This window comes from Paraburkholderia sp. SECH4, from assembly GCF_030511745.1.
In the GTDB taxonomy this organism is placed as follows: Bacteria; Pseudomonadota; Gammaproteobacteria; order Burkholderiales; family Burkholderiaceae; genus Paraburkholderia; species Paraburkholderia madseniana.
Window position 1 is genome coordinate 1 of sequence record NZ_JALOCP010000066.1, and the last position, 25,465, is coordinate 25,465.

Annotated in this window: 19 protein-coding genes and 1 pseudogene; 6 read left to right on the plus strand and 14 right to left on the minus strand. The window is 57.9% G+C overall.

Annotated elements, in window-relative coordinates:
* Positions 1 to 52 precede the first annotated feature (52 nt).
* A pseudogene (locus tag M0D67_RS40150) lies at positions 53 to 826 on the plus strand (plasmid partitioning protein RepB C-terminal domain-containing protein); the annotation flags it as partial.
* Positions 827 to 1,098: 272 nt separating this feature from the next.
* On the opposite strand, the gene M0D67_RS40155 reads toward M0D67_RS40150, so the two are convergent.
* From M0D67_RS40155 to M0D67_RS40180, 6 genes are all read right to left on the minus strand, one after another.
* Positions 1,099 to 1,617, minus strand: a complete 519-nt coding sequence (locus tag M0D67_RS40155) for a hypothetical protein (protein ID WP_211632906.1) — start codon at positions 1,615 to 1,617, stop codon at positions 1,099 to 1,101.
* A gap of 248 nt (positions 1,618 to 1,865) precedes the next feature.
* Positions 1,866 to 2,150, minus strand: coding sequence for a PAAR domain-containing protein (locus tag M0D67_RS40160; protein WP_200568488.1), 285 nt, complete (start codon positions 2,148 to 2,150; stop codon positions 1,866 to 1,868).
* Between the two features lie 156 nt (positions 2,151 to 2,306).
* Positions 2,307 to 3,275 (minus strand): DUF6708 domain-containing protein, encoded by a 969-nt coding sequence (locus M0D67_RS40165; protein WP_211632908.1) that lies wholly within the window; start codon positions 3,273 to 3,275, stop codon positions 2,307 to 2,309.
* Positions 3,276 to 3,285: 10 nt separating this feature from the next.
* Complete coding sequence (locus M0D67_RS40170) at positions 3,286 to 5,844, minus strand: T6SS effector BTH_I2691 family protein (protein ID WP_211632911.1); 2,559 nt, start codon at positions 5,842 to 5,844, stop codon at positions 3,286 to 3,288.
* A gap of 38 nt (positions 5,845 to 5,882) precedes the next feature.
* Positions 5,883 to 6,686 (minus strand): DUF4123 domain-containing protein, encoded by an 804-nt coding sequence (locus M0D67_RS40175; RefSeq protein WP_211632914.1) that lies wholly within the window; start codon positions 6,684 to 6,686, stop codon positions 5,883 to 5,885.
* A gap of 8 nt (positions 6,687 to 6,694) precedes the next feature.
* Positions 6,695 to 9,238 carry a type VI secretion system Vgr family protein gene (locus M0D67_RS40180; RefSeq protein WP_266243122.1) on the minus strand — a complete coding sequence of 848 codons (2,544 nt, stop codon included), beginning with the start codon at positions 9,236 to 9,238 and terminating at the stop codon, positions 6,695 to 6,697.
* Positions 9,239 to 9,730: 492 nt separating this feature from the next.
* Between M0D67_RS40180 and M0D67_RS40185 the strand changes: the two genes are divergently transcribed.
* Positions 9,731 to 10,285 (plus strand): hypothetical protein, encoded by a 555-nt coding sequence (locus tag M0D67_RS40185; protein ID WP_266243124.1) that lies wholly within the window; start codon positions 9,731 to 9,733, stop codon positions 10,283 to 10,285.
* Positions 10,286 to 10,382: 97 nt separating this feature from the next.
* On the plus strand, positions 10,383 to 10,646 hold the full coding sequence (locus tag M0D67_RS40190) for a hypothetical protein (RefSeq protein WP_111932177.1): 264 nt from the start codon (positions 10,383 to 10,385) through the stop codon (positions 10,644 to 10,646).
* A 72-nt stretch (positions 10,647 to 10,718) separates the two neighbouring features.
* Here the strand turns inward: M0D67_RS40190 and M0D67_RS40195 are convergent, their stop codons facing one another.
* Positions 10,719 to 11,132, minus strand: a complete 414-nt coding sequence (locus M0D67_RS40195) for a hypothetical protein (RefSeq protein ID WP_266243128.1) — start codon at positions 11,130 to 11,132, stop codon at positions 10,719 to 10,721.
* 358 nt (positions 11,133 to 11,490) lie between these two features.
* On the opposite strand from M0D67_RS40195, the gene M0D67_RS40200 reads away from it, so the two are divergent.
* Positions 11,491 to 12,993, plus strand: a complete 1,503-nt coding sequence (locus M0D67_RS40200; RefSeq protein WP_266243130.1) for a Fic family protein — start codon at positions 11,491 to 11,493, stop codon at positions 12,991 to 12,993.
* A gap of 384 nt (positions 12,994 to 13,377) precedes the next feature.
* Here the strand turns inward: M0D67_RS40200 and M0D67_RS40205 are convergent, their stop codons facing one another.
* Positions 13,378 to 15,678, minus strand: a complete 2,301-nt coding sequence (locus tag M0D67_RS40205; RefSeq protein ID WP_266243132.1) for a hypothetical protein — start codon at positions 15,676 to 15,678, stop codon at positions 13,378 to 13,380.
* Positions 15,679 to 17,093: 1,415 nt separating this feature from the next.
* On the opposite strand from M0D67_RS40205, the gene M0D67_RS40210 reads away from it, so the two are divergent.
* Entirely contained in the window at positions 17,094 to 17,273 is a 180-nt protein-coding gene (locus M0D67_RS40210; RefSeq protein WP_266243134.1) for a hypothetical protein, read from the plus strand.
* A 100-nt stretch (positions 17,274 to 17,373) separates the two neighbouring features.
* Positions 17,374 to 18,369, plus strand: coding sequence for a hypothetical protein (locus M0D67_RS40215; RefSeq protein ID WP_266243137.1), 996 nt, complete (start codon positions 17,374 to 17,376; stop codon positions 18,367 to 18,369).
* A gap of 438 nt (positions 18,370 to 18,807) precedes the next feature.
* Here M0D67_RS40215 and M0D67_RS40220 read toward each other — a convergent pair whose 3' ends face one another.
* From M0D67_RS40220 to M0D67_RS40245, 6 genes are all read right to left on the minus strand, one after another.
* Positions 18,808 to 19,008 carry a BPSL0761 family protein gene (locus M0D67_RS40220; protein WP_266243140.1) on the minus strand — a complete coding sequence of 67 codons (201 nt, stop codon included), beginning with the start codon at positions 19,006 to 19,008 and terminating at the stop codon, positions 18,808 to 18,810.
* The gene (locus tag M0D67_RS40225) at positions 18,992 to 19,327 is read right to left on the minus strand and encodes a hypothetical protein (RefSeq protein ID WP_266243143.1); all 336 of its coding nucleotides are present in this window, start codon (positions 19,325 to 19,327) and stop codon (positions 18,992 to 18,994) included. Before M0D67_RS40225 ends, M0D67_RS40220 begins: the two co-directional genes overlap by 17 nt.
* A 144-nt stretch (positions 19,328 to 19,471) precedes the next feature.
* Positions 19,472 to 21,319, minus strand: coding sequence for a TniQ family protein (locus tag M0D67_RS40230; protein ID WP_266243146.1), 1,848 nt, complete (start codon positions 21,317 to 21,319; stop codon positions 19,472 to 19,474).
* Entirely contained in the window at positions 21,316 to 22,302 is a 987-nt protein-coding gene (locus tag M0D67_RS40235; protein WP_266243149.1) for a TniB family NTP-binding protein, read from the minus strand. Before M0D67_RS40235 ends, M0D67_RS40230 begins: the two co-directional genes overlap by 4 nt.
* Positions 22,299 to 24,332, minus strand: coding sequence for a transposase family protein (locus M0D67_RS40240; protein WP_266243151.1), 2,034 nt, complete (start codon positions 24,330 to 24,332; stop codon positions 22,299 to 22,301). The genes M0D67_RS40235 and M0D67_RS40240 overlap by 4 nt, the downstream gene beginning before the upstream one ends.
* Positions 24,329 to 25,099 (minus strand): hypothetical protein, encoded by a 771-nt coding sequence (locus M0D67_RS40245; protein WP_211632939.1) that lies wholly within the window; start codon positions 25,097 to 25,099, stop codon positions 24,329 to 24,331. The genes M0D67_RS40240 and M0D67_RS40245 overlap by 4 nt, the downstream gene beginning before the upstream one ends.
* Between the last annotated feature and the right edge of the window lie 366 nt (positions 25,100 to 25,465).

The following is a 25,465-nucleotide window of genomic DNA, read 5'->3' on the forward strand; positions in this document are numbered from 1 at the left end:
CTTCTACTCAACTTTGCGCCGCCATCTAATGACGCTTTTACACCGCCGCTAACAGGAGGTGGGCCTCATCGAACCGCTTTCCGTAACGCCTGCGGACCAGTCTTCCGGACAACATGTTCTGCTAGATGGGCATCTACGCTTACTTGCCGTCCAGGACTTGGGGCACGAGCGGGTTGCATGCCTTGTCGCGACCGATGACGAGAGCTACACGTATAACAACCGTGTCAATCGTCTCTCGACAATCCAGGAGCACTATATGATTCGGCGTGTAATTGACAGAGGCGTATCGCCCGAACGATTGGCGAAAGCTCTTTCTGTGGATGTATCCCAGATTATAAAGAAGATGTCGTTGCTCGACGGCGTGTGCCCAGAGGCGGCTGAACTTCTCGGAGACCGGCAGTTCTCGCCGGAGCTTGTTCGCGCGATTCGCAAAATGAAGCCCACGCGGCAGGTCGAATGCGTTGAGCTGATGGTGGCCGCGAACAATGTGTCAGTCTCCTACGCCGAGGCATTGTTGGTGGCTACGCCTGCAGCGCGACTTGTAGAGGGAAAGAAGCCACGCAAACTGACCGGCGTTAGCCCGGAGCAGATGGCGAAAATGGAGCGGGAGATGAGCAATCTGCAGGGGCAGTACAAGCTCGTTGAACAGAACTATGGTCAAGACGTGTTGAATTTAGTGCTTGCGAAAGGGTATCTCGCCAAGCTCCTCGAAAATGATTCTGCACGGCAATACGTTGCCCAACGTCATCCGGATTTGATGGCGGAGTTCGAGTCCATCATTGCAACCATTTCTCTCGACCAGCAGCAATTCGGCACGGTCCTCTAGCCGAACCCTGACATCGTGGCTGTAACACGCCGCGTACGACGCACTGCGAGATGAGCGCCATCGCTTTGACGTCTGCGCCACGCAATGGCGATGCTGCATCTTTCTCTGGTTTTTTCTCAACGATGCCATAGCGATTCCTCTTAAGTTCCGAGGTCGCTCGCGAAACGACTCGACGGCCCCCCTTTCGCTACAAATGTCACATGGTCTCTACGTCGCTTCGGTGATGTCGCGATGCTGTGACCATGATTTGGCTGCTTGACGGCGCGCCATGCCTAGCTGCCGCTCTGCCCTGATTTGCGAAGCGCCTTCGCGTTCTCGATATCCTGCTTTTCCAGCGCGCGCAGACCCGTTACGACGGCATTGTCCGAGCCAAGACGGCTCTCAAGCAAACCGATGGACATCACGTGTGTAGCGCAGTCATGCAGCCTCGCCTTAAGCGTGCTCTCATTCAGCGCGTCTTTGCCATCGTCGGTCTTCGCGTCCGACCATACCTCGCCTGACGACCAGGAACCACTTGCTCCATCCTGTTGGATGCGGGTGTGAATAGCGTACTGCCCCGGCTTGAGCCCGATGCGCGCGGTCCAAGGGCGGTCGGAGTCCGGGAACTTGATGGCACACTCCTGCACGGCCGCGTCACTGCTATCGAGCTGGACCCACTGGGCATCATGCGGGGCCTCCGTCTTTGCGAGCGTGGCGGCTGCGCGAGCGAGTGGGCTGTCTGATGCGCTGTGGCAGGCTGTGAGGAGAATCAGCGTTGTGGTGGCGATGAGAAGACCGCAATTCTTTTGCATCGGATGTATGGCGAAAAGTTAAATGTGGACGTGCTTGCGCGCGCGAATTAGAGCCCGAAAGGGCGTGACGTCACGACACGGGTTTCCGCCATGAGCAATATGAGATGTCTGCCGATACGCGTTTCGATTGCGTCCGGGCAAGACGGTAGATGTGCTCCTTGTGAGGCAGCAGTCAGCGCTTACGCGGATTCTTGGCTCGACGAAGCAGCGCCCCGACTCTGCTGTTGAGTGCAGCGCGGCAATCGTCACTATGCCGATAGCGAGCCTCGCGTCTGTGAGGCAATGAGCTTCGGAAGCGGGTCGCACGTGCATTTACAGAGGTCATTTTCCAAAGCGACTTGCTTGCCCATCACAGATACGGTATGTGGCGTACCGTCAGTGATGATGACACCTTCCTTGTCGCAGCTATGGCATTTGACAACGCCGCCGATATAAGCCAGCGGCTTCCCGTCCAGTGATGACCCACTTATGCCGTCCATCACGACACCGTTACGGTCAGTTGTGTCGCCCTGGACAATGAATCTACGTCCCATGTCTTCATCTCCGTGAGCAATGTCTTCGCTGGCGGCGTCGCGTTAGACGCGCACAAGCCGCTTGGCTGATGTGTCCCTGCAGGCAACCTCGACGTCCGCGGGCCAAACGGGCTCGCGACTTGTAAGGCCATTGCATAAGGTGGCATCTATCGCCAGTCACACTTCCGCTACCACCGCTGGCCGGACGTTGTCGCATGCTGCCTCGACGTCCTCCGGCCATATCGGTTCACGACAGGTTAGCTGTGCAATGTAGTGAAGCACGGACAGCAAAAAAACTGGGACACTGAGTATGAGAGAAAAAATGCGGAGTCCCGCGTTAACGCTGCCAATGTCCCGCAGTCCGTAGAACCATATGCTCATGGAGGCTAGAAGAGAGGGGCCGCGTGGCAGATACTTTTTCACAGGTGGCAGCGAATCCTGACCGTTTTCCATATAGCGGCGAATGAACTCGAAGTTGGCCTGGACCTGATAAAGCACCTGTTTGCCGTAGCGCGTAGACTCTTTCGCTCCGTTGACTGTCCGAAGCCCAAAGCTGAAGGTGTCAACGATTTTCTTGCCGGAGTCGTCAAGAACGAAACAGCGCATCAGAGTGGGGGCTCCGCCAAACGTGGCATTGGAGGGCTGCCGGTGTACAAAGAAGAATGCCTTATCCCATGGAACGGCGATGACACCGCCCGGGCCGTTGTGCCGAAACGCATACACCGTGCGAGTCTTACGGTTGAACCGCACAGATTTGTGCCGGTAGTTGAAGCAGTCGCGCAGGAGAAGTACTACCGTGAACGCACAGCAGAGCACTCCCACCACCGCAAGGACCCACATCCCGATGCTGAAGGCACCCTGCTCACCGTTCCTGACCATAGCCGGGTTCACCTCCACAGCGCCCTGTATGGCCACAACCGTGAAAAATATGAACGCGGGAAAACCAATCAGGAAGGCAAGCAGACACCATCCAATCTGCGAATACGAGCCGTCACAAACCTCCAGGTACACATCGTTCAAGCCGAACACGGTATTGGCGTCGGCAGCCTCGTCCGCGACCGGTTTGCGAACGTCTATCCGCCGTGCCGCTTCTTCTTCGTCAACCGGTCGGTTCAAGGCCACCCGGGTCATGTGGTCATACGCCATATCTTCTCGCTTACGATGTCAGAGCTTCAAACTGCTTGCGTTCATCCTGCTCAGAGAACTTTTCCTCTCCAGTACCGAAGACGCACTTGCTCAGCCATTCATTGATTTCGCGGTGCTTCTTCCATGCTATCAGTATGCCGATGACAATCAGGATAAGGATAAGCGGGAATATCAGGAACGTGGCTCCGGCGATGGTGGCGATACACAGAAGGATACTTGCAGCCATGGACCCCAGATATAGCCATGCCAGCATGCCATGGCCCGCTTTGCTCTCGGCCTGATACTGCTTGAAGTCGTACCACGCTCCAACCAGACCTGCGGCAGCGCCAACCACCCGACCGGCAACTTCGAGGAAGGGTCCATATTTCGCCATGATGGACGAAAAGCGCAACTCCAGCTCGCCGAGCGCTTTCAGGCCATTGCCAACCGTCTGCGTGGCCGCAGCACCTGTCGAAACGATAGCGGCTATGAATTTGTCGTGAGTTTCCTTGCGGTTCAGGGCACTCGACTTTTCCATCTCCTTGCTTGCAAGCATCCAGTTTACCGCGTTGAAAATGACGCCTATCACGCCGTATCCGACCTCACCTTGGGTGATTGCCCTGAACTTCGGAAGAAAACTCTCATTGATATTTTCTTCCGTCAGTACCGCGCGGACGCCCGGAGCAAAGATTGCCGCCCCTCTGCCGCGGAGGGACGTTGCGCCCGAGGACGATTCAACGGCTTCCCTGGCGTCAAACACGATGAACTGCGGGACCTTGATTGGACCATCCTTGGGAGACGAGGACTGAAAGGACTTACGCAGGTTTGCGTTGAGCGAACCCAGACTCGGACGTTTGTTCGCGGGCATCTGCTCGTACATCTGTCGCGCCATATAGGAAATCCACTGGTTCACTGTTCCTTCAACGGGCTTATAGATAATGGTCGCGTGCGTACGAAGACACATGCACGCAGTGAAAACGCGAACGCTTGCTACATCGCCACCCTTGGCTACGAAGTTGGCAACCGGCCCTGTCACTTCATGCAGTATTCTGGCTACGACCTTGTCCGCCCGGGCGACAAGCGCCCCACCTTTTTCTTCCAGCACCGCGTTTGCCGCATTGTTTGATTCAATCATCTTCGCGAGCGGCTCGCGCAGCTCGAGCAGTGGAAATCCGGCAGCCTCCTTCGCCTTCTCTGCCGTTGGGTCGTGGTTCAATATCAACGACCGTAGCAGCGGATTGTGCCGGTCCTTCACGTCCCCTTTCGCCCACTCGATGACCAGGTCAAGAATGACTTTCCTGTCGGCGGAGCCCGCAATGCAGGCATGAAACAGCTCGGCATAGTTGACACCCCGGACAGGGTCAAGCTCATGATAGTCCCACGCAAAAACTGTTTTCATGCCAGTCTTTAGCCACGCCGCATGGTCTTCCGCCAACGGGTTGAGCGTACTGTTCTCAACTTGCTGGAGCTGCGTGGCCATGTCATTTCGAAATTGCGTGACTGCATTGACGCTGTACGACTCCGCATACGGCTCCCAGGCGGAGTCCTTCACCGACGCCATCTCACGGTCCTTCTGCTCGTCGATAGACTTGACTTCCTTTTCATAGCGTTTGCCGCCATCGAAGATTGAGTAGAGAGCGTAGGTCTCTGCCGCCTGCCCTTTCAATTGCTCGGCCGCGGCGTTCTCGTCTTGTTCCGCACCTTCTTCGACGGCGTCCTTCAGTCCGTCGATAGCACTGGCAGTCCACATCTTGCGTTGATAGGGCTTGAGCGCGGCGCCGTACCCGACGATATGCTCCGCGTTCAGTTCCTGCGTGATGCCGGCAGCGTCCCACAGCGCAAAGAAGACACCATCCCCCTTTTCGTGTGCGTCCATGAGCTGCTTTAGTCCGCTCGCCTCGCTTGCGCGACTTTTAGAGGCGAACGGCGAGACAAGGGCGGAAACGTCTACGCCGTTTTTGTACTCAAGGACGTACTCGGAAACGTGTGCAATGGTCTGTGCATGCTTCTGCGAATGGTTACCGCTCGCCCATCCCGCTGCGTCGAAGAGCTGCATTCGATGGTCCCTGCAACCATTTTCGTTGGCTTCATAGCGCTTGCGCACAGCGGCCGTCCAGCGTACGTCACTGAAAGCCAGATAGACCTTGCCGGCTTTCTGCGGATGGTCGATGCTGATGCATTGTGCGAGCTCCTTATGCCCGGTCTGCTGGCAGTTGAATCCCTTCTCCTGGGTTTCGGGCAGGTCGACGTCAAGTGGGTAGTTGAAGACATAGCCTTCTGACGTCACGCCATAGATTTGCCACTTGCTTTGGGACGGGTAATAGACGTGGATGAACCCTTTGCGCACCGAGCGCAGGAAGTAGCTCGCTTTCTTGGCACTTACGCCTGTGACACCGTCACCAAACGGTCCCTTGGGCAAGGCAAGCGCCGTGGCCGCGCCGAGATTGTGAGCATTGGTCGCGGCTGCTGCTGCATACCGTACCGGCAGAATCAGAAGACCATTCTTCTCACACATGTTGCAGGACTTCTGGCACGCTGCACTGGCTTTGGCGTTTGCCGATGCGGCCTGGACCTTCGGAATGGTACCCATAGTTACTCTCTCTGCCTTGCGTTATGTGTGTTGTTGCTTTACGCGTACAGCGCCGCTTCCTGCGCAATCTGCGCCCAGTTCTCATCGGTCCACAAAGCGGTGACTTCCGAGTACGACGACGTCTGCCCCGGCTGAAGAGCCGCGGCGACCTTCGGATGTCGGTCGAAATTCGGTGAGACCAGCAGGCCCTGTACGGCAAACACCGTCAGGTCCTCGCCAGCGAGGCGATATCGGGCTCCCTTCGTGAACAGGGCGTCGAGCTGACGAGGGGTGCGCTCATCAACGGGCTCCCCAGCGTTCCGGATGGACTGCAGTGCCTGCTCGATGAGATGCAGGCGGCGCAGCGATACCCACTGGTCAGTCGACGGCGACAGGCGTTCAGCAGGCACGACCGCCGGACGCTCCACCGTCAGCCATCCACTGCCTGAGAAATAGCGCCAGCGCAGCACTGGTCCGAACATGAGCGATAGCTGTTCCGGTCGAAGAACCCATCCGAGGTTGCGAACCACCCGAGGGTCGTAAAATCGGAATACCGAGTGGCCCTCAGGTTCGCGCGGCAGCGCAATCGTGTCACCGATGTGCTGCATCAATGTCTCGGCGCTTGCATCAGTCTCAATCAGCGCACAGACGCGCGGTGCGAGACCCTCCTGCAGGTCCCGAGCCGCAACGGCCTCGATAGCTGGAAGTTGCTGTTCAGGGTGCTCCACCGCGTAAAGTATCGGCATCACCCCTTTGAGTTCCGGCATCGCAGCCGGAACAATCTCGCCGATTTCGTACATCCTGGGCGCCGTGCCAAGGTCGACGCGGCCGTTCTCGGGCTCGACAATCAGGTATTGGTCCAAGAGTGCTCCTAATCGACAATGGCTGCACCGGCCTGCGACGCAGAAGCGAATTTCTGAGCGCATGCTTCAGTGGTCGGTAGCTGGGCTGCACTGTTTTCGCTCGCGGGGCCCTCGAACGAATGCTGGGCACCCTTGATTTCGACTAAGCCCGGCGCATGTACATATATGTTGCCCCCAGCCAGGCGAATCGTTGCACCGCCCGCCATCAGTTTGATTTCCTTGTCTGCCATCACATTGACGGCATCAGACGTCGAGACAACTTTCACCGTCCGGTCGGCGGTCAGCTCGATATTGTCCGACTGCGCCTGCAACTCAATTTTGCCCTTGCCTGCGAAGAGCTTCATGCCGGCGTTCTGCACGAAGAGACTGAGTTTTTCGCCCACGCTTGCGATGAGTGACTTGGACGCGGCAATGTGCGTGCTTGCGCCACTCACGATGTTGACGTGCTCCGTCGCCGCGGCCTGGATGGATTTCTGCGTCGAAAGGCCGATGCCGGAGGGGCTGGCGAGCAACATCACGGGCTGAGCGAATCCGTTCGCCTCGCCGGTTCCGCCACCGGCCGTGTTTCCGCCACCCGAGTTTGCCTGCCGTGCGCTCTGCGTCGCGGCTGCGAAGTCGTTAATGGTGTCCTGAGCGTCCTGCAAGCCTTCGGCCTGACTGCCTGTTGCGACTTCGGAGCGCCGCTCAACGACACCGCCCGAATCGACGAGGTGCTGATGTGCCTCCTTGACATCGAGCGGCTGGGTCGACGTGCCGACCCGCGCGTACGTCGACAGATACATACCCTGCGAAGCGCGCACAGCGCCGAACGAGTCGGTCTTCAGGTCGAAGCCGGTCCCAAGATAGTTGCCGCGCGTATTACCTTGCTGGTCAACGAGGTAGCCGAGATGCAAGTAGCTCTGTGAAGTGCTGCTGAAAAGCTGTGCACGGTTCTGGCCCGTCGAATCGTCCATGACGAGCTGGTTGTAGCCTGTGCCCTGAAATTCCTTCGATTTGTAGCCCGACAGCAAGCCGTTGGAATGCCATTGCGGCGTCTGCTGTCCGTTGAACAGACTTCCGCTGACGACCGGGCGGTCACAATCGCCGTCCAGGTAGACGATTCCCACTTCATGTCCCACACGTGGGACAAATACACCGCCGAGCGTTCCGCCGGCATTTGGCGACATGACGCGCAGCCAGCATGAAGCCTTTTCATCACCGCCGTTCAGTCGGTCCCAGTGCATTAGCACTTTGACCCGGTTGAGGCTGTCCGTGAACACTTCCTCTTGATTCGGGCCGACCACTGTCGCGGTCTGGGTATGCATCAGGGGCTTACGGTGTTCGAAGGGACTGCGAAACGGAACAGTGCGTCGCTGCGTTTCCAGTTCGACGAGGAAGAAACCTTCGCCACCCAACGCGTCCTTTACATTGAAGACGTCCGACGAACCCGCGTGATATGAGCGAGCTTCAGCAAGTTGTGACTGGAGGCTATGGCGGAACTGTGTTCCGGTCGAAACCGGCAGGTTGTTCTCGATGTACCAGGTCACGGCCAGAATCGCAAACTGACGATTTTCCGCGCTGTCGGATGCGAGAGCGGTTGCGCCCTCAAGCTGGAACCAACGTCCCACATCGGCTCGCCGCACGCTGCCCGTCGCGAAGAAACGCTTCGCGCGGGACTCCCATTCTTCCATCCGGGTCTTCGACAAAGTGTCGGCACGAGCACTGTCGCCGTAGGTATAAGCGCCCGTGTACTCATAAACCTCGGCCTGGTCGGGCAGGTCACCTTGCTTGTCGACTGTCGGCGTAGACAGCTCTTTCTTGAAGGTTGGATTCTTATAGTCGAATGTGCGCGTGGTGTAGCTCACGCTCTGCAATGTGCGTGCTCCGCCCCACTGGACTATCGCATCCGTTTCACTTCCAGCGCCCGCTCGATAAAACGACACATCTTGCGGAGCAAGGGCTTTAACGGTGTAGAGGTCGTCCGTAATGACCAGCGTGTGCGCTTTGCCGTCATCCGCCTGTTCAAAATAGCCGAAGAGACCTTCCGCTTCCATAATCCGGTGCACGAAGTTCCAGTCGTCTTCATATTGAACGCAGAACGACCGCGGAGGTAGCTGGTTACGGAGGTCAAAGCGATAAGCGCCGCTTGACTGAGGATGCTCGTTGAATACCGCCGAGATTATGTCCTCTGCCGTCTTGTCCTGAAATATCCGCGCATCGCTGCGAAATTTCAGGAAGTGCAACCACGACGAAAAGCTAATCTGGTAAAGCTGAACGCTGCCGTCGGAGCCCAGAAATCGCGCAGTATGAACGTAGCCATGACGCGGTAAATACGACGAGTCAGTCTGTTGAGTCCAGAGCGTCACCGGTTTCGCGATGAGGGATTTGAGCTCGATAGAATCTTTCAGGGAAGCGACATCGACAGTGAAGTCGTAGTTGCGTCCAATGCGTGAAGTGCCGACCACGCGGACTGGCACCAGCGTATTTCCCCCCAACGCAGTATCCAGCTTCAACAAGCGTCGAGATTGGTCCATCCCCGCGCCCAGCACCGTTGCCAGGTCATTTACCGTCATTTTCAGACTCCACCCCAGATTGCCACGCAGAATAATATGATGAAAAACTTTTCCAGACAATTTTTGTCAACGAACGCGCGCAATCGGTTTGCGATTCGGAATTATTTTCGGGTACGAGCATGAAAGGTAGCTTTTTCCGCTTTGGCGTTTATCTGCCCGGCGGAAGATAGTTTTGCTATGCGATGAACAGGCTGCGTTGATTGTCACAGCAATCTCCCGCAAAAATTGAAATATCGAAGCGTCCGAGTCATGGACAAACACAAATATCGCCCATACTGAGTACGCGCCGCGCTCCGACTGACACGCCGTTTACGTTCCCAGACAACATTCGTTGCCCCATCCCGCGCTTTATGGAAAAACAGTTTCCCGGGGCAACTGCCGATGAATGACACATGATGTTCACCTAAGCATCACTTTCAGATTGTTAAATATTGCAATCCACGGCAGCGATTTTCGTTTTGGATTCATAGTGCCTATGTTTTCAGCGGGTCATTGACAACAAAACTCCACAAGATTGAAAACGAGTACAACGCGTATAGATTTCATGGGCCAGCACCAGAATCAGTCGATTTGCGATTTTTATGCCAAATGAATAGAAAGAGAGGCGGTGCTCGCTATGTATCCACTAAGACATCCGCAAAGGCCACGCTTCTACCACCGACGCTAGAAGCTGTCCGTTCGCTTTCACTACGCAATCACCTTGCGCTCACCGCATTACGAGCAGGCAGTGGAAACGGGCACCTGCTAAGCGACCTGATACGTGCGCTGTACCTAGCCTGGTATCTTCGTGAAGCAGGCTTCGGAACGATTCACCACGCATTTTTTCCTGAAGCCGCAGAGGCGCTCGAGCGCAGCGCGGCGCGGGCGACAGCAGACAATGTCTGGCAGGTCAGTCCGGACGAAGCGGCGATTCTCGAACGGCTGCTGGCACTTCATGACGAGCAACTGGCGAATACGCCTGTCGGCGTCATGCTCGGGGCACAAAGGCGGCTATTGCGATTCGCAACGAGTGACCGGAAAACACCGTGGCAAGAGGCCGGCCGGTGACCGGGGAAGACGGGCGCGTGGCGCTCACGCGCGCTTCTCCGACCTGTCCGCAACAGCCGCTAAAATCAGCGCATCGAGAAGGACGGGGAAAATCATCATGGCTGCAAGAGGCGCTTCCGGCGCGATGACGCTTATAACGGAATACGACGTAGCGGGCAGCCCAATCCGCGTGCTGCGACTGGAATCTGCGACCAATGGAAGAGCCGTTCTGCTGCTGGAAGTCGATGAGCGCAAACCCGGCATACACCGCGAGGTGAGGCACGAGATAACGCCGTCGGAACTCATTGCCGTCATTCGAGCAAACGGGGCAGCGCTGCCAAGCAAACCGCACAACGACCGTCTCATCTCCGACCCGATGTGAGCGCCCTCCATGGGCGATAGGTACGTCGTTCAACTCAATCTTTATGTCATGGCGGTGGGCGAGTTCAACAATCTAGTGCTTGCGAAAAGATATCTCGTCGAGCTCCTCGAAAACGATTCTGCGCGGCAATACTTTGCTCAACGTCATCCGGATTTGATGGTGGCGTTCGAGTCCATCATTGCAACCATTTCTCTCGACCAGCAGCAATTCAGCGCGGCCCTTTAGTCGAACCCTGACATAGCGGCGGTCCACACTGCGTGCGACGCGCCGCGCCGCGAGATAAGCGCCATCGCTTCGACTTCTGCGCCCCGCAATGGCGATGTCGCATCCTTCTTTCGTTTTTGCAAAACCGCGCGCCCGTTTCGCGCCGAACCACGCAGCAACGATGGCCAACGGCCTCATGAGCAGCTCCCAGTCAAGCTTTCGGCCCTCACTCATGAGGTCCCGGTGTTTTTCGTTGGTACCACGTTCTACGTTTGCTGTCATTGGTCTCCCACCTGGTGAATCGTCATTTTTGGGCTTCCATGCAAGAGATTCGCCATGCGATACATCGTGAAAATTGTGAAAGCCATGTCTGGTCCGCGCAGAGTTTCTGCCCATGCCGGGGTAAGACAGTTGACCACACGGGCGAACGAGACATCAGACAGTCCAATCAGTCCGTAATCGGACAAATTCCATCTTGATTCAAATTGTTTTCGGACAAGCGATGGGCAAGGGGCCGGTAATTCAGATAATTTTCGGCCAAACGTAGCGCCACATTGTTCCGGCGTACTGAGTACGTTCCGGACAGTTCGGCGTATCATTTCGCTAATTTACGGACAAACTGGTCATCTCGGAACGGACGATGACGCTAAATTCGGACGTGAGCACGGCGGAGGTCTTCTTTTCCGGGGAAGACGAGGCTCAAGCGCGCGCGCTGCGCCGCCAGGTAGAGAGTGGCGCGTTCAGGCGCATTTACCCTGGTGTCTTCACGCAAAACTTAAACAGTCCACTCGAATCGGTCGTTACCCGAAACTGGGCTGCAATTGCAAGCCACCTGCTTCCGGGCGCAGTGATGGCGTACCGGTCTGCGTTGGAGCATCGTCCGGTTGACGGTGTCATCCACGTTCGCCGCGGCCGCACACGCCGCACGCTCGCGCTGCCCGGACTCCTTGTCGAGGTGTATCCGGGAGCGGGACCGTTGCTCGAACCGCCGGCGCGGGACGTTCCCTATCGCGGCATTTATTTGCCGAGCGAGGCACGGGGTTTCCTCGAGAACATGGCAACGGGACGCGGAGCTTCCGAGCGGGTGATGCCTCAGGAAGCGGTTGAGCAACGGCTCGACAACATTCTCACCATCAGGGGCAAGTTCAAGCTTAACGACTTGCGCGAGTGCGCTCGGGCGGTCGCGGACAAGCTGGACATGGAACCGGCTTTCAAGCGTCTTGACGGTCTTATCGGCGCGCTGCTGGGCACACATGAAAAGAAAAAACTCAAAAGCAAACAAGCCTTGGCGAGAGCAGCAGGCAAGCCATATGACCCTGAGCGGCTCGACCTCTTTGATGCGTTGTTCGCGCAGTTGACCGCGAATGTGTTTCCGCACGTCGCAGACCAAGCGGCAGAAGGCAGCGCCATGGAGAATTTTGCTTTCTTCGAGGCATACTTTTCGAACTACATCGAAGGCACAACGTTCGAGGTAGCTGAAGCAGAGCAAATCGTTTTCGAGGGCGCCATTATTCAAGACCGTCCTGAGGACTCGAAAGATATTCTCGGAACATTCCATGTTGCGACTTCGTCTCCGTGGAGAAACAGGACTGCGCCGAACGCTGACCGGTTTCTCGCCTGGCTCAAAAACATCAATGCGATTGTGATGTCGGGCCGCCCCGACAAGTTGCCGGGACAGTGGAAGGAGCAAGCAAATCAGGCAGGGAACACGTATTTTGTCGCACCAGAACTGGTGCCGGGGACATTGAAAGAAGGGTACGAGCGCATTGCTGCACAGACGGACCCCGTGGCACGAGCGCTGATGACGATGTTCGTAGTGACGGAGGTTCATCCGTTCAAGGATGGCAATGGCCGTACGGCGCGACTGGCAATGAACGGCGCCTTAACGGAAGCCGGCCTTTGCCGCATTATTGTGCCTACCGTTTATCACGAGGACTACCTGCTTCCCTTGAAGCGATTGTCAAATGAACGGGACGCGGGGCCATACATAAGGTCGATGACGCGTGCACAAGACTGGACCTCGCGATTCGACTATCGCCAGCCGCGAGCAGGCCTGAAGCAACAGCTCGAACTGAGCAACGCGTTTCAGGAAGACCTGAAGAACTACAGGCTGATTTTCCCTGAAAAGACGACTACGCCATAACTGAGCGAAGAACATAAACGCTGCTGAGAAAAGCCCGCAATATCGACCAGAGCGCTGTGCGAAAAACTGCCCATAAAACAAGGAAACTCTGGCGAATTCCGTGAGGAAGTGGTCTCCACACGTGTGGCGGACATGAGGAGAGCACCGCGGTGAGGATTGGGGCGGTAACAGGATACGGTTGCTCAGAGTTGCTACCGCGCTCTGGAGTCAGCGTGAACGCTTCGGAAACGCACGGCTCTTCCTCCGAAGACGGGCTACTGCTCTAGCCCCTCGCGAGATGCTGTAGATATGAATTCAATAGTCCCTCAATATTCTGCTTGCTGTCGCTTAATCAAGATGCGAGCCGGTTGGGGCGTTCGTGTCTGCCCAATGCCCCTACATTTCCTAAATGCATTGTGAGCGTGCCAGTTTATAGGCGTTCTGCAGGGACTCGGGCCCCGCGGGACGAGCGTCCGGACTAACGACGGGGCGCGTCACTTTGTACGCCGCACTGTCGAGCCTGTTGGATGCCTGCTGGGAGAGTGTCCACCCTAGTGCAAGCGGACCTGCGTCGTGCGGAACCCCAAGAGTGAGAAGACCTCCACCCAACGCGCAGACCTGGCGGCGCAAGGCCGCAACAGCAGCCAAGTCGCGGATACCTTTGGCGTGTTTTATGCCTTGGAACATCCCGTACGTCGCATTAATGGATGCGCCCGTCGCTGGTGTCGCGTCGGGGACTTCCTTAGCTGCTTCGTTGTCATCGGGGCTGTTGTCAAGGTCTAGGACAACCGGTATGACCTTTTCATCACTCGCGCGTTCGATGGCGTCAATGATGTCAGATGCCGTCAGGGCACCCGACCCATCCAGGTAACCGCCATCGACCACGTGTCCACGTGCTTGAGCGTTGACGCCGAGAAGCGTGCCGGGGCGACTGATGCCTGGAAAGCGCGCACTCGAATAGGTTGCGTCTAGCAGCGATACGTCGCCTCCTAGCACGCGATTGAAACTAAAGGCGCCGGGGAAATCGCCTGCCGTGAATTCGACGGATGCAGCAATAACGCGTTTCCCGGTTTCCACATGAGTGGACGTGTACACCAACCTCGGTAATGCGCGCTTGCCGACAGATTTCGGAAAGTCTCGAATCGGGGCGCTAAGTAGGTCCGGCATGCGGCTGCAAACCTCACGAACTTCCGGTCTAAGATAAGTCGGAAACTGTTCGTTCATGCACGTGAGGTCGGCCTTCCATAAGGTGGGAAGGAGTGCGCTTGGAGCGGCTTCGCCGGGGAGAAAGGCTTGAATCGCACCAATGCTAATGAAGCGGGCCAGCCACGGCGCCATTAGGTCTTGCGTCAAAGCTGATTTCGCACCACTGAGGGCGACGGCCGTCGGTTCGCCATGCATCCGGCTTCCGCTGCCATGTCCGAGCTGATAGTCGTAGAGGGCAGCGAGCCGCGCAATGTAGGCGGTCGAACCTAAGGCCCCGCCCGATACACCTACGACAGCGTACGTGTTACGCAAGATGTCGGAGTCCGCGGTATTTAGCCCAAACAGCATGTCATTCGTCCATTGGGCAGCGCGAATGCCTCCACCTTCAGCTAGAACGATGACGACTTTTCGTGGCGCGCCGCTATCTCCGGCGAGCGACGACCATGCTTTGAAATCTTGTTCGATGGAGCTCGCCGCAGCAGACGGAGGAGATAAGTCTTCACGTGCGACGCCGCTCAAGTAAGCCCCACTTACCTTTGCGGCGGTGACGGCATCGAATGAGCCGTAGAGTACGCCGAGGATGGCCAGACATAACGCACCCAGAATAGACAGACCGGCAATCGGCAGCCGATTGCGGAGCATAAGGAAACACGACCATACGAATGACAGGATGACGAGCCAGCACAGGACTCCAGCGTAAAGCACAAAGAGGCTGCCCAGCTTCCGGCCGATTGCTATCGGGAAGAACGCAAAGAGGGCTAGCGCAATTGCTGCCAAGGCGACCGTTAGCCACGCTTCACCGACACAGGCGTTCAGTTTCCGCCAATAACTCTTCGTAGCCGCCGCCCCAGACGCTTTGGGCAACCGGGCAAGGAGCAGCGAAACCAGCGTGCCGGCGATGATTGGGCCGTAGTCCCTGATGACTGTGTCTCTCAGAGTCACGCTGCCCAGGACAAGCACCAGCAGGAGTTGGGCGAGAGCTGGTGCGCGCCGCCACACTTTGTGCACAAATCCACCATCCACGTTCCCAACGCTTTTGCCGCGCGCGTGCATGAAAAACGGAATCGAAATCAATAACAAACAGTAAGCCGAGAGAAATAAGAGTGACCATCCCGGACGACATTCATCAGCGGCATTGAACCCTTGCAATCCCTTGACGCATTCGCTATCCGCCAGCTTAAACAAGTACAGCGGCGCAGCGAGCACAACTAGGCCGACTGCCGTAATCAGCAAGGTCAGAAAAAACGGGGTGCCTGTATCAATCGACATCGGCGCGGCGGATGATTCTCGAAGATGCGCAGACCGACGCAACATCTGCACAGAATGAAGCAAGGCCGTCAGCGCCATGGGCGTCAGTACCATGGCAATGTATGCCCACTGCCCGCCCGTAACCACTGTTTCAATGACCTCGTGCCCTTGGTCCGGCAAGAGTGCGAGAAGTGGCAACAAAAGCACAAGGAATGGAGGTAGATATCGCACAATCTCATGGCCTGTTTTCATGAGGCACCTGCCGATGACGGAAATGAGGTCGCCGGACGACGCTGCAGTCTGTCCGGCCGATTCAGTCTTGCTCGTTGTCATTGTTTGATTAGCTTCTGAAATGAAACCTTCGCCCGGGGGCCACCCGTTGAGACAGGTTCGGTGGACGCGAGCCAGAAGGCAATGGCCTTGCATTGGCGCGATACCGTCCAGCATTGTTTGCGCTGGCTCTGGCTCACCTGTCTTCTGCCGCGTGCATGAACCAGGATTGGTATCAGCGTCTTCGTTGCAGCACCCCACTCAGCAAACCCGAGCAGCCCGCGTATCTGCCCCGCGTCTGCTCGTCTTCGAACATCGATGGCGTTAGACCCGCAGAATAAGGCTTACTCTTCGCCGTCCATGGTTTCCCGTGTCTTTCCTGTTCTCGCTATGGGTCTGCGCCCAGCCGACAACGCTCATTTACGGCAACTCTCCGCGCGGACTTTAGGGTTGTACGCGACCCACGTCCAGCGGGACGAAATCGTCAAGATACGCGACGAAGCTCGACGACAAGTTTGCTGGCACTTTTTCGGTGAGCTGATGACGGTGATGGCGCCGACTACGTCGGTGGCTGCGGGTGTTTCGGTGGACGGCGTGAGCACATGGAAGGGTCGTCGCAGTAAGCCCTTCACTGTCCAGCGCGCGGTGCCCATCTAGACAACGGTCGCATTGTTGCGAAGTGCGACGCGAATACATGAAGCGACATGCCGTTCGAGCGGTTGCCAACTCAAAGTGATTGTTATTTACCTCGCGCCCTGGTCAGCCAGATGCAGAGTGCACATTCAATCCCGATGCCGTCAGCCCACGGCACTGGAGATGGCAGTCAGGTTTTCATCACGTGACAACAGGGAACCGAGAATAGACTCGCTCTCTCTTTATCCGTCTGGCTGACCAGGTGTAGCAATTGTCGTCCGCAATCCGACCGTGGTGCGCCGCGTCGCCATTTTCTGCGGTCACGCATTGTTGTCGCTTAACCAAGATGCAGGCCGGTTTGGTCGTTCGTGTCTGCCCGTTCATGCCGAACCAAAAACCAGCCCCCGGAGATGCTCGCCAGCCTTAGGCCACGCTGACCTGAATATCTCTATTACTGAGTCTACAAATACTAGGGGACGCAGCGGTACACAATATTTTCGTGAGCTGCGGGTCGTTTTTCGCATGACCTTTCCAAAAGCGATGTGCAGTACAGGCTAGAGCGATGTGAAGTACAAGCACGTGCGATGTACGGTACAAGCGAAATCGATGCGAAGTACAAGTTGGGCAGACTTCGCACGGAGAAAAATATCTGGTTTGCTTTGCTTTGATAATTCGGAAAGTGGTCCAGCGCCGCCCGTATTGCGCAATTTCGGGGTTGTCGTTTGCGCATATACACATGCATCTCCAACTCGCATGTGTTCATCATGAGCAGCCTAGTGACGTGGATTCACGCTACCAGCATCGCCGGACTCGCCGCGCCAATCATCTGCATCCTTCCTGGCGCGTTCCCTCCCGATTACGCAAGGCCGGATTTCATTGACTTCGCGGGACCGTCGACATCGACGGAACCCGTCGGCCATCCCGTGGAGCGGCGCCATGGCTAGGTCGCAGACGTCGAGGAACGCCCGGAGCGACGTCGCTGAGCTCCGCGAGCTTGCAAACCTCACATCCAAAGCGGCACTCACCGCCGCCCCCGACCGGCAAATGACCGTACTCGATGCAGCCGAGCGACTCGACCGTTTCGCTGACGGCATTGAACGTCGGGCGAAGAAAGCGCTCACGGAACCTGCCGTCGCCACGTTGCCGTCGAACGCCACCGCGGAAGAGGTCCAATACGCGAGGCGCCGGCAGGCCACCCGTCGAGGCTCGGAGGTGTATCTGCCATGCTGGTCAGCGATGGCACGTGCATTACCAAACGCATTTCTCCGGTCCGCCCTATTTTCTGCTGGGCGTAGTGTGCAGGCCGATAACGCGAACGTGCTTTCTGGCGCTCCAACCCTGCTTGTCGCTGGGAAGGAAATTGCCTCGCTCAGAAACATGACTCTGATTTTCAGCGGGTACGAGCTCTGTCAGTTCGACAGGATGGTCTATGCGACCTGTTTGGATTACTACCGGGATGCGCCGCTTTCCCCGGAAGAGAGTCCTCGGCATGTCCGAACCAACTTCTATGAGTTCGCACACCGCATGGGAAGCGAATACAGCGTTAAGGCACACAGGGCCATTCGGGCAAGTCTGCTTCGCCTGAGTTTTGCCCAGATGCGCGTGCGCTACAACCGCATGAACATCGAGGTGCCGAAGCTTTTGTCGGTGACTTTCGAGGACGGCAAAGTTGGCGAGGATTTCAGGGGCAGTGACGCGCTGATGCTGCGGGTAACAGCGTCCGTGGCAGAACTGTTCGGTCCCGGTGCCTGGACAGCTGTCGAAAACGAAACGGTAGGGTATGACGGATTGAGAGGCTGGCTTGCAAATTTCTACGCGGGACACGCTTGTCCGAAGTGGTTGCCGGTTAAGCGGCTTTATGACTTCTCGGGCTACGAGTCCCACATGCGCAATTTCAGGGCCAGTCTTGTTCGTGCTCTGGAAAAGCTCAAGGACCCCCAGACGCCCGCACGCAGCCGAGTGGCGCGTTACGACTTTTCCAAAGACGGCACAGAGATTCGCGTCGTCCGTGCAGAATGGGGTGCTTGCTGCATCGATTGACCGCGCACATGACCATTCCTTCGTCTACCGTCGTGACTGCATACGAACGCAGTAGCGAAGCTGGATTTCCCCCTGATGGTGGCTGCATTGCGGGCCGACCTAGGTGGGGTTAGGCGGTCCTGCTCGGGCTTCGCCCAATGCAGTGAGCGCTTGCAGCGGCGTAGACGAGTCTCCAGCGTCGCAGCATATCCATGGCTACTACGACAAACCGGCGATTGAGGTTATGACAAGAGCGCCAATCGCCTGTCTGGCCTCGAATCCGGCTGCAATGCCCCTCTGCCTGGGCAGACCATCATATTCCCAACGGGTCGTTTTCCTCGGTCTGGGAATCCTGATACGCTATTCGCGCGGCATCTCGCGCCGCCCAGTACGCTTCTAGTGAAAAGTCGTCTACATCGCGCTGGCCCAGATATAGAAAGCTTGCGTTGCGCCCCTTTGCTAACGTTCCGGCGGGGCCCAGACTCCGGGTAGCGCTGCAGCTGACACGTCGAGGTCAATGTTGAGCGGGTAGTGCCTGAGGAGACCTATCGCGACCGACTGGACGAGACCGCCGATGGTTATCTCGTCGGCAGACGCGAGCATCTCCAACATCTCTCGCGCATCAACAACGGCTTTCGTTCGTTCATATGGGGTCGTCATCATCAGCTCCTTCAAGCAGGCGTTCGGTGATGTCGGTGTACGACGTGACCTCGTACAATTCGCACCACCTCATCCAGACGTATTCGACATTCAACGACCAGCCTTTCCTGCCGACCAGCTCATAAATACGTCCCGTCTGAGTCCTACCCTGCAAGGTGGCCGGGTCGAACGTTACTATCGGGGAGCTGACGCGCGCCGACGAGTCAAACATATCTACGCCAACGAAATGCCGGGTCCCATCCTCCGTCTCGAATATGCGCCATCGAGATAACGGAATCTTCGGCACTTCGGAAGCGGGACGTGGTTTCCAGATAGGCATCGCGGTCTCCTAGTGGTGGAAAGTCATACCCTTCGGTTCCATCGTATGGACCCGGCGGCACTACATGAGAGCCCAACTATGTCCCGACCGGCGCATACATCGCAGGTCGGGACACGCAGGTGGCTAGACTTATCGCTGGCCCTCTCATGGCGTCAACGATGCGGGCACAAACAGGTCGTGCCCTGCTCTCGCACCGATAACTGCCAGTCGCCCGAGGTCTGCGATGCGGACCAGGCCGCCCCGCATCGCGCCATCAGGGAGCTGTTTCGCACCGACCAGTTCGACGCCGGGTAACAAGCGCGACAGCGCCGAGGACTTTGTACCCATGGCACGCGCCAGGTCTGCCAGCGGAACGTAGGCTTGCCGGAACTCCAGCAACTGTTGCGGCAACACGACACGGCAAGGCTGGCCACGGCGCTGAATCCGTTCCGACGCCAGCATCCCTTCGTCCACCCAGTTCTGGATGGACTCCCATTTCCATCCGGTCGCTTTGGACAGTTGCTGAATCGACATGCCGGCCTCGAGCAGCGGTGTGCCGAAATACTGCGACACGTCTGTCCTCAGGAAAGACATCTCGCCCAGTGTCCGACCACGCGCGACGGCTTTCACCTTGCCGCTTGCGATGGCCTGCATCAGCGACTCGATAGCCCTTCGGTCGCCCATACGCCGGCTGGTCAGCTCCGCCCATGTGAGCGTCGTATCATCGGCCACTGCAGCGGGTTGAGCCCACCGTTCCACACGCTCATATAAATCGGGGATGGATTGGCGCTCGGCCGGACCGCCCTTCATCAGGTCTTCGCGCCAGCGGACGTCTGACCGGATAACGCCGGCTGCTTTCATGCGTTCGAGCACGGCGGGTGGAACGCCCGCAAGTTCGCAGGCATCGATGTCGGAAATCCATTCGGCACGTTGCCGCTGGATGCGCTCAACCTCACCGCACGGAATTTCGAACACCTGGCCACGCGTGCCAGTGCGCCGTGCGCGGTGCTTGCACTCGCCAGCGACAATGGAGTCATGCAGACGTGAAACGCTGATGCCGATGGCCTTGGCGGCATCCGGCGCGCGCGTGTATCCGGTCGCATCCTCGGCCATTTCTTTGGCCGAATCCAGGCCCAGGACACAATCGGACTTCCGGGCAGCGACGTCGATGATGATTTGGAGCAGAGGCTCGAGCGTCGTGCCCTGGCAGAGCTTGCGCAGACTGATGTACCAGTCGCCGAGCAACGTGTTCAGCGTGCGGGCATCCTTGCGACCGGCGGCAATGCGCTGCTCGACGTGATTTCGGAAACCCGTTGGCCAGTCGGCCAGCAAGGTTTCGAGCGGCGCGAGAAATTCGACCGTTTCGGTAACGGATTTCGGCAATGCCGCGCCGCGCGGCAATCCGGGGCGCGTCGGGTCCGCATATTGGCAGAGCGTGCGGACGACCTTCACCAGCACATTGGTGTCCACGCCGTGCAGAGGCGGTTTCATGCTGCCAGACTGGTGCCCGTTACTCGAAATCAGCATCGACAGCCACTGCTGCGCGCGGGTCGCCGGCACACGCGGCAGGCTACTCAGGTCATGACCGCATGCGCACAAACCAATGTAGAGCCGCTCCGGCGAGAGGTGCTTCCCGCATGCGTTGCACTGGTCGACCAGCAGGATTTGATGTTGCGGACATGCCGTGACATAGGTGTGTTCCCAGTGGTGCCTCAGGTAAGGCGATTCAGCCAGACACGCAGGACACACGGAGTCAGATTGCGCACGGTGCAGACGTCCCCAACCCCGGCAGAGCTCCTCTTTCTGTCGGGTGAATTCGGTCCACGCTGGTTCCAAGCCGAGGTTACGGACCACGTCGTCCGTGCGCGTCAGCAACGCACGGCGGTTGCGCTCGACACCGGCCGCACTCGCGAGGTCACGCCAGCTGAAAAGCGCATTGTCTGCGGCAAGGCGTCGGTAGTAGCCCATTCCGGACTCGTCGTCCCTGGGCGCATAGGTGAGAATGAGGCTCATTGGTTATCTCCCGATTTTTTGCGAACTGGTACCGACGCCGCGTTACTCTGCAGGACATACACATATGCCTGTTTCAGTGCCGCAGGTTCCACGCCCGCGTCGTCGATGCCAGAGTCCCGAAATGCCAGTCTGTTCGGTGACCCGGCATGGTTAACAGATTTAGTCGCTTTCTGGCAGTCTGCGTATTTAATGGCCCGCGGAGCTTCGCTTTTCATCGCACGGGCCAATTCACGCATGAAATCAGCGAGCACTCCAATCAGGCCGCCAGTGAGCAAATAGCATTGCTGCGTCAGCACACGGGTGGGTACGTCAATCGGATAACCCGCAGCCGAGAATAAGCGCGCATAGGTCACAACGCACGAGACGTAGGCTGTCATCTCGTCAGCATCGCTTGCGTCGTACGGCCAGAAATTGAGCGAAGGACAGGCGCGGCTGCGCAACTGTTCATTCGCCAAAAAGAGCCGCTCGAGTCGCGGAATGCCGAAGAGAATCAGCGTCATGCCGAGTGTGTCCGAAAGGGTCTTGAGCCAGTCGCTAGCTGCGCGCAGAGGCACCCGTGACCCTTCGTCAACGAGGTGCGAAATCTCATCGAAAATCACGACGCGTGTGCCGGCCAGGCGAAGCTGCTCCACCATCAGGTCGAACATCGCACCCGCGGTCATGTTGCGGGGAACCTGGATGCCCAACGCACCCAGCACACTTTTGGGAAGCAGTTTGGCCGTTGCGGAGGCGGGCACCGCAACAACCAGTACGGGCACATGGCGCCGTCCATCGATGCGGTTGGCGGGATAGTCACGCGACAGGCTCGCGATGAGCGAGGATTTGCCCGCGCGACTAGGACCTGGAACGCGAACGATTTTGGGCGCAAACCCAGCGAGGGCGTCATCGATGCGCTGTTTAAGCGCAGTGAGGTGCTCCAAGAACATGCGGTGAGGCAGTTCGCACTCCTCGATGTCCTTGCGCAAAAGTTGGGCTGGCGTCACAGCAGTTTTTCTCCAGTGTTTCTGTTTACGATGTCCATTAGAGGCGCGTCGTCGTATGAGACGACGCCAGCCTGAAGGTCTTCCGCGGGCAACGACAGATTGGTCGAAGGTGCAGGCCCAAACGGCGCTGTCGCTGAAAGCGGCCGGTCGATAGACCGCTGGACGGCCGAGTTGTCTTTTGCACGGCGCACCGTTTCCTTGTTTTCCTCGCGCTTGCCGCGGGTCTTGCGCTTACGGGCTTTCCCGCTTCCGGTGACGGCCTCGTCCATGTCCCGCTCGAACTGGACCTTTTCTTCCGGGACCGTCCAGTTAGCCATGCCTGAATCGAACTTCTTTTTGGCTTCAGCGAAGGTCCACGCCGGCGTGTCCGGACGAACGTGGTGGTGCGTTAGTGTGACAAGCGGAAGGTCATCGCCCTCGTACACATACACCTGACGGAAATCGTCGGGGTTATAGACCACACGAAGGTCCGCATGGTCACCGTACTTGGCCAGCAGATACGACATGGCTTCGCCGGTGTACCTGAAACCACGTTCAATCGAGATGCCGGTTTTGGCGCTCAAGGTGCACATCTTGTGTTCGAAGAGCGCGGCTATCCATTCATGACGCGGTGGCGGCAGGGAGATGGGTTGTCCCAACTCCTCAAGCTGGTGAGTCAGGCGCTCGCTCGGTGTCTTTCCCTTAACCGAATCGACCAGAAGTTCGTCCCAACGCAGCCGGTCCAGCGGGGTGTTGACCCAGACCCGATAGAGCCACCCGACAATCCACTTCTCGAGTGCTTCGACGCTCATCAACTCGTCGCCGTGCGCCACGGGGTCGCGCTTGCCATCCTTCCCTTCGAAGCGCGTGCAGCCGGGGAGACGCTGCAGTGCTTCTTTGAGCGACTTGTTCAGGCGCTCGATGAACGGTTTTCCTTGAGCTTCCTTTGCTTTGCAGTGCTTGACATCCATTCCTAACCGCTCAAGGCGGATGATTCGTCCGCCTTTCGTCTCCGGGCCGTTGTCGAAAATGACCTGCATAGGCGTGCCATAAACGTTCAGCGCGTGAGCGATGCCGAGCTTTCCGAATCGAGCTGCCTTGGCGGGCGTCAGATACATCTCGAGGCACGACAGTGAATCCATCTCGCACGGCGAACCGATAACGAGATGCCATCCAACCGGGTATCCGGTGCAGACATCAATCGCCAGCACCAGATAGACTTGCCGGGCGATGTCACGGCCATTGCGTACAACGAATGGCAGATGCACAGCGTCCTGTTCAATTCGGGCGAATGGAAACGCCGCGCGGATACGCTTCTTCACGAATGATTTGCCGGCGACCCTATCGAGCGGGTTCATCCGGTCGTATTCTGAGTCGGCGGTCAGGTCAGCAATCCTGGCGCACACGAACTTGCGACTGATATCGTGCGTGGCAACATGCAGACCACGCCGACGAGCCTCACGGTCGATATATCTCGTCAGGTCGAGGACAGTCCACCTGGATTCCGGAACCAGAAATTCGTTCTCGATTACCTCTTTGACGAATTCGATAAGGTCTTTTGAATACCTGGCCGTCGAATTGCCTTTATTTTTGTCACCCTTTAGAACGGGGAGGCCGAGCAGCTGGTTCGTGTGAGCCCGGTACAGGGTTGCGCGCGACGGAAATGGGCAGACAAGTGGCTTGTCCTCGTTTTCCGTGAGATAGGCTTCACGCGCCAGAGTTGTCGCTGCGTTGAACGACAGACCCCGTTGTTCCCGGATTGCATCGATGCGCCGCAGTGCATCGTTCAGCAAACGGACCTTGCCGTGTAGTTTCGGGTCGTCGTGCTGGGCGGCAATGCTGACGCGCGGCATCCCCTTTCGATGCAGGACCAGACTGCCTTCCGAAATCCGGGCGCGGATGTCGTCGTACTCGACATACTGGTCCGCAAGTTTCTCGGCATCGAAGAGCTGGATGGTGCCAGCATGCAGGCGACTGTCCCGGACCTCGAAGTAGCTTTCCGGTTTGCCTGGGGGCGCCAGCTTGTCTCCAGTGCGCAGGTCGGACATCATGGCCGCAGCTCCTCAATCAGACAGAGGTGGCTCAGGTCGCCATATGCCGCCGACAGTTCCAGTGTGGCGCAGATATGGTGATGCGCGAGGTCGGCCTGCAGCACGCCCCGGGCGAGCAACGGTGGAATCAGGCCCGTCGGAATCTCGAGGTCAGCGCACAGCGCGCGTTGCAGCACCGGGCCCGATTCGCAATAGCTTTCGACCCGGTCGATGATGTCGGGCGTCAGGTATTCCCGCGCACGCACCATCGCCGGTTTCAACAGTTGTGCGTTGACGACGACCGGGTGCCGCTCATCCGCAGGCACGACTACCGTGGATAGCGGATAGCAGTACGCCTCCATGATTGCCCGAGCCCGCTCGACCTTGGCCCAGTAACGACCATCGCCCTCGAAGCCCTGGAGCTTGACCTCGTATGCGCGCTGCAGGCCGTCGGCCTGAACGGTGGCGAAGTCTGGCGTGTACTCTGCCTCCCCGGCGCGACCGCCGCGTGCCTTGCGCGCTTCGGACAGCTCCTCGCGCGTGAACACGAGCCGTTCGCCGACCAGGTCGACGGTGAACGGTTGCTGCCTGAAAGAGCGTACGCGCGGGTCAACGCACAGCATGTGCGCGACCAGCCGCTCCGCGTCGGATTCAACGGTGATGTGGCCGTCGGCCTTTTCGGCATAGGTGCCGATGCGGGCCTTGCCATACGTCCGGGCTGTGAGCCGGACGCCGGCGTTCGCAGCACTCCGGCGACTACGGACGCCATAGGACGGTGCGCTTCTCATTTCGCGCCTCCGTCCGGATTCTGCAACCGGCTGCGCGTCTGGCTGGTCGTCTGCGGCGCAGTTGCGGCCCGTCGGGCCGGCAAACAGGCTTGTAAAGTTATTGTGAGCATTCTGTCCTCGCAAAAAAATGGCTTGCTAAGGACGTGTAGAGAGTCTGCTTTGAAATCGGTCGTATACGACCGAAAATACCCGTGAGAGAATCGCGGTACCGGAAAAGCAGAAGCTCGAAAAAGGTCGAGGGGGAACGATGGAAGGCCTGCCGCACAAGCGTGGTCGGCTGCCGGCTGAGCCGTACGGGCAGTGGGAAGAAGGTAAGCGCGCGATTTCGCACACCTAGCTTCCGTTGTTGATACGGCTCACGATTGC